The 4,942-nt window shown below is 50.0% G+C and carries 4 protein-coding genes; 1 reads left to right on the forward strand and 3 read right to left on the reverse strand.

The genetic code is table 11. From position 1 onward, the window contains the following. On the forward strand, positions 1-1,160 hold a 1,160-nt coding region (locus AC5JLP_RS00475; RefSeq protein WP_496065922.1), incomplete at its 5' end, for a tetratricopeptide repeat protein. Between the two features lie 117 nt (positions 1,161-1,277). On the opposite strand, the gene AC5JLP_RS00480 is transcribed toward AC5JLP_RS00475, so the two are convergent. Genes AC5JLP_RS00480 through AC5JLP_RS00490 form a run of 3 tightly spaced genes read right to left on the reverse strand, consistent with a single transcriptional unit; the run spans position 1,278 to position 4,601 of the window. Continuing rightward, positions 1,278-1,808, reverse strand: a complete 531-nt coding sequence (locus AC5JLP_RS00480) for a TniQ family protein (protein WP_496065923.1) — start codon at positions 1,806-1,808, stop codon at positions 1,278-1,280. Between the two features lie 30 nt (positions 1,809-1,838). Further along, positions 1,839-2,705, reverse strand: coding sequence for an AAA family ATPase (locus AC5JLP_RS00485; RefSeq protein ID WP_496065924.1), 867 nt, complete (start codon positions 2,703-2,705; stop codon positions 1,839-1,841). A 3-nt stretch (positions 2,706-2,708) separates the two neighbouring features. Continuing rightward, positions 2,709-4,601, reverse strand: coding sequence for a Mu transposase C-terminal domain-containing protein (locus AC5JLP_RS00490; RefSeq protein ID WP_496065925.1), 1,893 nt, complete (start codon positions 4,599-4,601; stop codon positions 2,709-2,711). Positions 4,602-4,942 lie beyond the last annotated feature (341 nt).

The raw sequence follows: 4,942 nt of genomic DNA on the forward strand, positions 1-4,942 counted from the left end.
ACCCCAAAAATACCGATGCTTACAGCGGGCTAGGGTATGCGCTGAGTGCCCAGAAGAAACTCGATGAAGCCGTTGCCGCTTACCGCAAAGCCATTGAGCTTGACCCCAAAAATACCGATGCTTACAGCGGGCTAGGGTATGCGCTGAGTGCCCAGAACAAACTCGATGAAGCCGTTGCAGTTTACCGCAAAGCCATTGAACTTGACCCAAAATATGTATATGCCTACAACGGGCTGGGGTACGCGCTGAGTGCCCAGAACAAACTCGATGAGGCCGTTGCCGCTTACCGCAAAGCTATTGAACTTGACCCCAAAAATACTTATGTCTACACCAATCTGGGGTATGCGCTGAGTGCCCAGAACAAACTCGATGAAGCCGTTGCCGCTTACCGCAAAGCCATTGAACTTGACCCCAAAAATACCGATGCTTACACCAATCTGGGGTATGCGCTGAGTGCCCAGAACAAACTCGATGAAGCCGTTGCAGTTTACCGCAAAGCCATTGAACTTGACCCCAGATATGTCGGTTTCTACATCAATCTAGGGGATGCGTTGCGTAACCAGAACAAGCTCGATGAGGCCGTTGCAGCTTACCGCAAAGTACTAAGCTTACCAAATCAATTTGGCACACCTACCAGTGCCCACGCTTACGCCTACACCAATCTGGGGAATACGCTGCGTGCCCAGAACAAACTCGATGAAGCCGTTGCCGCTTACCGCAAAGCCATTGAACTTGACCCCAAATATACCGATGCTTACAACGGGCTGGGGAAGGCGCTGAATAACCAGAACAAACTCCAAGAGGAGATTGCTCTCCACCCTGACCTCAGAGACAAAATTTCTGCTGAAACCTGGAACAATATCTGCTGGCTTGGCAGTATTGATGGCGAAGCTGCCCTTGTTCTCTTTGCATGCGACGAAGCCGTCACTCGCGACAGCAAGTACCGTGATGCGCGAGGCCTAGCTAGAGCACTCACAGGCGATAGGCAAGGCGCAATTGAGGATTTTCAAGCCTTCGTGCGGTGGCTTGATCAGAACAAACCAGAACACGCCGCTGCTCAAAAAGCCCAACGCCAAAGCTGGCTCGATGGCCTCCGCGCTGGCAAACAACCCGCTGCCATTTTTACTAAAGAAGTGCTGGAGCAACTACGCAAGCAGTAATGTACCCACGATTTTCATCAAAAGCCGTTCCCTCAACCCACAGTGCTGGAATCAGTAAGGGACGCTTACACTGAAAGCATTTGCAAAATAAGAGAAGTAGGGGGCGATCGCCCCCTCTCAGCCAGTTCTCTTAATTCTCTCTTGATACTTCACCATTGACGTGAAACGCATCCCACAGTGATGACATTTCCCATCCGTCCACAACGCTGGAATCTGAAAGGGCTTCTTACAACTGGGGCATCGCTCCAGCAGACGCAACGGATGATGGGGACAAACCGCAGCAATATCCTTGTGTTGCCATGCCATCCGATGATAGGGCACTTCAGCATAACAAGCACCACAGAGCCGCATCGGGCGAGGTTGCAACGTCATGCCTCGACTCGGCAGCATTTCTTGCAGCCGTCTGGTGTCAAGCCCAATTAAGCGAGCGATCGCCCCTAACTCCGTCTCTTTCGGAAACGGATTGAAGTAGAGTTTCTCCCAGCGGGCAGCCACGGCACCAATACCGGCCGCTTGCCCCAGAGAAGAAGCAGAGGGCAAACTATTCGCCTTCAAGCGTCTCAAACGTCCGAGGTAATGGCTAATACTCTCATGCTCTAACGGTTCCACAGACCCTAAGCGGGGCAAATCCTCATCGGACTGACTCAAGGCAGACTCTCCCTACAAAAGTATCGATGCTTAACCTTCACCCTGCTTCGGCTTCTTTCTCGTCTCTGGGGAGACATACGGCTTACCATAGCGATTGGCAATATTGCACAGAATTGCCTCATCAACCTTTCCATGCCCTTTCTTCAGCGAGTGCAAAACCGTCTTTGTCAAAATCTTGATCAAAGTACCGATTCTGGTTTGGGTACTGATTGACAGAATCTCAAACAGGGTTCCTTCTGCTAAGTTGGACGCTAGAGGCAGCGCCAAAAGATCCATTTCGATCGTCCGGAGGGTTTTCTGGAAGTCTTCGTAGTCCAGTCTGTCGAACTCAAACAGCGTCGGAAAGCAGGTCAGCAGATCGAAGTTTTGCAAACTGCTATCAAGATCCTGCCCACCAATGAGAATGATGGGTACTCCCGACTCTTCATATAGCTGCTTCAGATCAACCAACGCCTCCCGTTGCAGATTACCAGCATTGTCAACGAGCAGAAGTTCAAAGCCAAAAGGTTCCAAGCAGCCAGCCAAGCGATCGCGTAAATCGTGTCGTCTGCCTCTCGGAGCTGCATGGTTGATGTTTTTGAGGATTTGGGAAAATAACCGCTTAGAACTTGAGTTTGACCACGCTTTGACACAGGCAACCCGTTTTCGATCCTCTTCTCTGTATTGCACCGACGATCGACTCTTGCCCACATCCCTGGGTCCAATCACTCGACCACACTGCTTCAGCAAGCGCAATTCGTCCAACCATCGAAAGTATTGCGAGGCGCGATCGGTTGGGATAAAGGCAGTCTTAAATAGCTCCTCGATCGCCGCTGTTTTGGCAATTACATCAGTTATGTCTAGATGAGGAGCCAAAACCTCTACCGGAACCTGAACTGCCAGTTCTGATTGTGCCATGCCTTACCAAATCCTCTTCAAGGTCTGATTTTTGGGAATAACAAGCTTGTGCCGCTCTTCTATTGGAGCAGCGGCCGCAGCGGGTTCAAGGATCTGCGAAGATGGTACGGGGGGAGTGACAGGAAGTGAAGGCTTTATTTGTTCGGGATCAATCCTTTCTGGCAAGCATTCCATTGGCTCAGCACTGCCTGCAGCTTTGCCCGCTCGCGCCTGCCGCATTGCTACCACGTTCGAGTTCTGCTTACTTTTGCCTCGCGCGTTTCGCTGTTCTGATTGCTGCCGCTCCTTCTTGCTCTGCTTCCGGTCTCCTGCAAGCTGTTGCCGCTTGCCCAGAGCCAGAAGCGCATCATGGTTTGAATGTTCACGTCGAGCCTTGCTCCGTGCTTGGTTCAGTTGCTTCAGCTCATCCAGGCTTAAATCTTGTGTGTCCATGTTGATCGCGTGAGCATAGCCAATGAATTCACCAACTTGACCATCGATAACTTGGCTGTAAACGTACAACGTCAAAATGTGGTCGGGGTCGTAGCTCAACGTGACATATTCACCTTGCAGCGATCGTAATTCTTCACAGCGGTAGATCAGGGTTTCAAAGTAAACAGACCCATGCGCCTGCACAACCCGTTGCGCCTCTTTCATCAAGCAAAGATCTAACTCACGCTCATCCATTGGTTCAGGTAGTTTGCTGCCCATACCCCTAAACCAGCGCTCATAGCGAGTGTCACGCGGATCTTTAGGATAAGGAGCATGATTGTAGTCGTTACAGAAGTAACCCGCTAGAAACTTGTCAATATCCTCAAAAGTGAGACACGCTTCCTTCTCTGCTCGTCTTGCGCCTTCTTCGTTCTCTTTGCTGTTTTTGCCTTTGGATATGTATCCCTGAAGAGGAGCCAGAACCTCAGTATTGATCGTTTTGAAGACTCGCTCTTGAATACCACCTTGAATCGGTCGATCGCGCAGTTCACACTGAAACCCCAACTTTTTACCGATCGCTTTGATGAGCTTCGACGAACTTAAATCCTTGCCACCATCAGTAAAGAAGTACTGTAGGGGAACGCCACAAACATTCCAGGGTTTCTTAAGCTCATACTCTGCTGGATACTGCTTCGGTAAGGCAGCATGTCTGAGGGTAAGGGCAACTTCGTGAGCGCCCGGTTGTCTATGCCACAGATGATAGCCAAGCACACAGCTTGAGAAGGTCTCAACAACCGTAGTAAGCCAGGGTCTCCACGGCAGGAGCTTGCCTTCTTCATCGACAATCCGGATATCCAACTCGGTGTGATCACACTGGATAATCTGATTGCTAAATTCAGCTTTAAGCAATTTTCCATCCCGTGTTTCAACAGCCAGCCAGGAGCCTGACCCAGGGTTGCGGATTTTCTTTCGCCGCAGCTGCCGCTCAATCAGCGGTTTCAAAATCCGGTAAATCGTTGCTGGGTGTGGATAATCACCGTCTTCATGCCGCAAGTCAATCACTGCATGCCGTTTCACCTCGCGCACTACATCGGCAGGCTTGAGAGGATGCTTCTCCTTCAGGCTTTTCTCGTAAACCGCTCGGACATAGTCTTGCCAATAATCATCAATCCGATGCTTTCCTTTGTCAGCACGCTCTACCCCTACGGTCTCACGCAGCCGATCCTCTTGGTACTGATTGAGCATCCGCTCAACTTGACGTGTCGAAATAGCAAGCGTCTTAGCGATCGCCCGCTTCCGTTCAGCCTTCACTTTTCGACTGGGAGACTCAGCCAGCCATTCAATGAGTCGAAAGCGCAGCTTATGAGGGTCTAACGATTCGATCAAAATTTTAGATGGGTCAGTATCGAAGGCGCAATCGCTTAATACCACCTCATCTAGGGCTTCTGGGTCGGCACCTAAACAGGCAGCTTGGCTTTCATCCATAGTAGATTGCCGTGTTCCTAGCGTGAATAGTAAAAATGTATCACCATCCTCCTGATACGGCTAGAAGATGCGACATTCAATTTGCGAAGCGAATGTTTCAGAGAAACGACATTCAATTTGCGAAGCCGAACTTTGCGACTCTTAACTTGCGAATTTGCTAAAATGTCGCTTTTCTGGTGAAAATCCTCTAAAGTCCTAGTGAATTGGTGTTTTCGCTATTTGTGCCGAGCGAAGATGATTCACAAACTGCGACATTTAATGTGCGAACGTACAGTTGTCCATTAAACCTAGAACTTACGCATTGACAGAAGTGGCAATGTCTGAAGTCAGACAACAGCCGA

It is taken from the genome of Stenomitos rutilans (assembly GCF_059505485.1).